The 2,825-nt window shown below is 70.5% G+C and carries 4 protein-coding genes and 1 pseudogene; 2 read left to right on the top strand and 3 right to left on the bottom strand.

The window, feature by feature from the left end:
- The coding region (locus tag FRW57_RS19985; protein WP_152186878.1) for a DUF3418 domain-containing protein at positions 1–477 on the top strand (477 nt) is incomplete at its 5' end.
- Between the two features lie 182 nt (positions 478–659).
- Positions 660–1,598, top strand: a complete 939-nt coding sequence (locus FRW57_RS19980; RefSeq protein WP_152186877.1) for a proteasome assembly chaperone family protein — start codon at positions 660–662, stop codon at positions 1,596–1,598.
- A 192-nt stretch (positions 1,599–1,790) separates the two neighbouring features.
- Here the strand turns inward: FRW57_RS19980 and FRW57_RS25125 are convergent.
- From FRW57_RS25125 to FRW57_RS19970, 3 genes and pseudogenes are all read right to left on the bottom strand, one after another.
- Positions 1,791–1,916: pseudogene (locus tag FRW57_RS25125) on the bottom strand (TIGR03086 family metal-binding protein); the annotation flags it as partial.
- 152 nt (positions 1,917–2,068) lie between these two features.
- Complete coding sequence (locus FRW57_RS19975; protein WP_152186876.1) at positions 2,069–2,338, bottom strand: hypothetical protein; 270 nt, start codon at positions 2,336–2,338, stop codon at positions 2,069–2,071.
- 101 nt (positions 2,339–2,439) lie between these two features.
- Positions 2,440–2,825: DNA polymerase (locus FRW57_RS19970; RefSeq protein WP_238999503.1), on the bottom strand; the 386-nt coding region annotated here is incomplete at its 5' end.

Here is a 2,825-nt window from a genome sequence, read left to right as displayed (position 1 = left end):
CGCGAGGTCGTGCCGCGCGTCATCGCGGTCGTCGAGGCGGTCGGCCCGGTCCTCGACCGGGCGCGAGAGGTGGAGCTCGCCCTCGCCGCCTTCGGCAGCCCCCGCGTCGCGGCGGTGCGGACCGATCTCCAGCGGCAGCTGGCGGGGCTCGTCTTCCCCGGCTTCGTGGCCGCGACGGGCTACCCGCAGGTCAAACAGCTCGAGCGCTACCTGCGCGGCATGCTCCTGCGCGCGGAACACGCACCCACCGATCTGGCACGGGACGCCGACCGGATGACGGTGGTGCAGCGGTGCACGCACGAGTACGACGAGCTCCTGGCCTGGCTGCCGCCGGCCCGCCGGCAGGCAGCCGATGTGCGCCACCTGCGCTGGATGCTGGAGGAGCTGCGGGTCAGCCTGTTCGCGCAGAGCCTCGGCACGGCATACCCGGTCTCGGAGAAGCGGATCTACAAGGCCATGGACGCGCTCCCGGACTGACCGGGCACGATCCGCGGAACCGTGGAAAACGCACGCTCCGGGCCCCCTCGAGCGGGCACCATCCGCGGAACCGTGGAAAAGGCACGCCGTGGCGTCGCCTCGACCCGGGTGAGGACGGAATCCTCCCGGTGGATCCGGTGTTGAGACCATAGAGTGCCACCTACGACCACGAGAGGCTTACGGTGCGAGACCCACACGAGCTCTATCAGCTCGAGACCGATACTGACCCGACCGAGCTGCGTGCGTCGGTGCTGGTCGTGTCCCTGGGCGGCTTCATCGACGCCGGACACACCCAGCGGCTGCTCACCAGCCACCTCCTGGAGAGCCTGGAGCACACGGTCGTGGCGTCCTTCGACGTCGACCAGCTGCTCGACTACCGCGGCCGACGTCCCGCGATGACCTTCGACAAGGACCGCTGGAGCACGTATGCCGATCCGTCGCTGCTGCTCTACCGCGTCACCGACGCCGATGGTGACCCCTTCTTCCTGCTGACCGGACCCGAGCCCGACTACCAGTGGGAGCGCGTCATCGAGGCGATCCACCAGCTGATCCGGCTGCTCGGCATCAAGCTGACGGTGAGCGCGAACGGCATCCCGATGGCCGTCCCGCACACCCGACCGGTGGGGCTGACGGCGCACGCCACCGACCCGCGGCTCATCGCCGACCACTCGGCCGTCTTCGGCACGGTCCAGGTGCCCGGCAGCATCGATGCCCTGCTGCACCTGCGGCTCGGCGAGTCGGGCGAGGACGCCGTCGGCTTCGCGGTGCACGTGCCGCACTACCTCGCCCAGGCCGAGTACCCGGATGCGGCCCTGACCGGACTCGAGGCGATAGCTGGTGTCAGCGGACTGCAGCTGCCGACGACCGGCCTGGCCGCGATGGCCGGGTTGAACCGTCAGGAGATCGCACGCGAGGTCGCGTCGTCCAGTGAGGTGGCCGAGGTCGTGGCCGATCTGGAGCGGCAGTACGACACCTTCATGGAGGGGCGTCAGCACCCGAGCCTGCTGGCCACCGATGTCAGCGAGTTGCCGTCGGCGGACGAGATCGGGGCCGAGTTCGAGCAGTTCCTCCGCGAGAACAGCCGTCCGGACAACGGTGGGGAGTCCGGCCCGCAGGACTGAGTCGGCCGCGACTTGGGCGCCTCGGTGCTGCGGCACGGCCACGGGGCGCTCCTCGCCGGGGCGCGGCGCCATGACCACGATGCACTGCTCCGCCGGCTGCGGCTCGACGTCGTAGGCCTGTCCTGTGGCTCGGGCGATGTCCCAGCCGTGCACCAGTGTTTCGTTCAGCGCGACCAGGCCGGCGATCTCGCCGGGCAGCTCGACGCTGCCTGCGGCGGTGGTGCCCTCCCAGGCTGCTGGGTCACGCCAGGCCTGCGCCATGGCGAGCAGCTGCTGGGGAACCCGGGTGCGCCAGCCCTCCTCGAGCCGGTGGGCGTCCCCAGGGCGCGGCTTGCCTGCTCTCGGTTCCCCGCTGTCTGGCTTGGCTGTCTGGCTTGGGTCGCACCTTCTGCCACCTCTTTCCTCGAGTGTCGTCGGGAACGAGGAGCAGACCCGGAGAACCCAGGAAACTCATCGGGCCGGACGAGGGGTCACCCGGAAGGGTTGACGGCGTTCCTGAGTGCTGCACCCCCGCACGGCCAGGCGCACGCGCGCTCGCTGTAGGGCACGCGGCAACGGGAGCAGTAGACCTCGAGCACCTCGATCCGCGTCCCCACCGGCAGGACGTGACGGCCGGTCCTCGCGGCGTGCTCGGCGCGGCGGGTGTCGCCCTGTCCCATGCCGACCAGCGCCGCGCCGACCCACACGTGAGCGGCGTCGTCAGGGACTGCCCCAGACCTTTCGTCCGACGTGGTTCTCATCAGATCTCCTTGTGAACGCATCTTTTTCACGGCAATAATCTGTAAAATTCCATGGCGGGGTCAATAGTCCGTTCGGACGATCCGCCGTTTCGGCCCCTCGGTCAGGGCTTGGCGTCGGACCAGCGCTCGATGATGCTGGTGTCCGAGACGAACCGGACGCCACGGGACCCGGTCCAGCGGCGCGCCGCGTCGTCCAGGCAGGAGGTCACCAGCGCGGCGACCTCTGCCGAGTGCTCCAGTGGCACGTGGAGCAGGAGCTCGTCGTGCAGGCACAGGACGATCTGCGCACCCAGCGGCGCCACGGCGAGCCGCACCGTCGCCGCCCAGGCCTTGAACAGCTCTGCCGCCGCACCCTGGACCACGGCATTGCGCGCGAACCTGCCGTGGGCGGCTCGTCCCGCAGGAGTGTCGCCGGTGGGCACGGGGACGCGGCGGCCGCCGTAGGTCTGCACGGCGCGGCCTGCCGCACCGGCATCGGCCGCCGACC

The organism is Segeticoccus rhizosphaerae (assembly GCF_009192725.1).
GTDB lineage: Bacteria > Actinomycetota > Actinomycetes > Actinomycetales > Dermatophilaceae > Segeticoccus > Segeticoccus rhizosphaerae.
The sequence above is the reverse complement of the archived record's forward strand: the minus strand, read 5'-3'. Positions and strand labels throughout refer to the sequence as shown.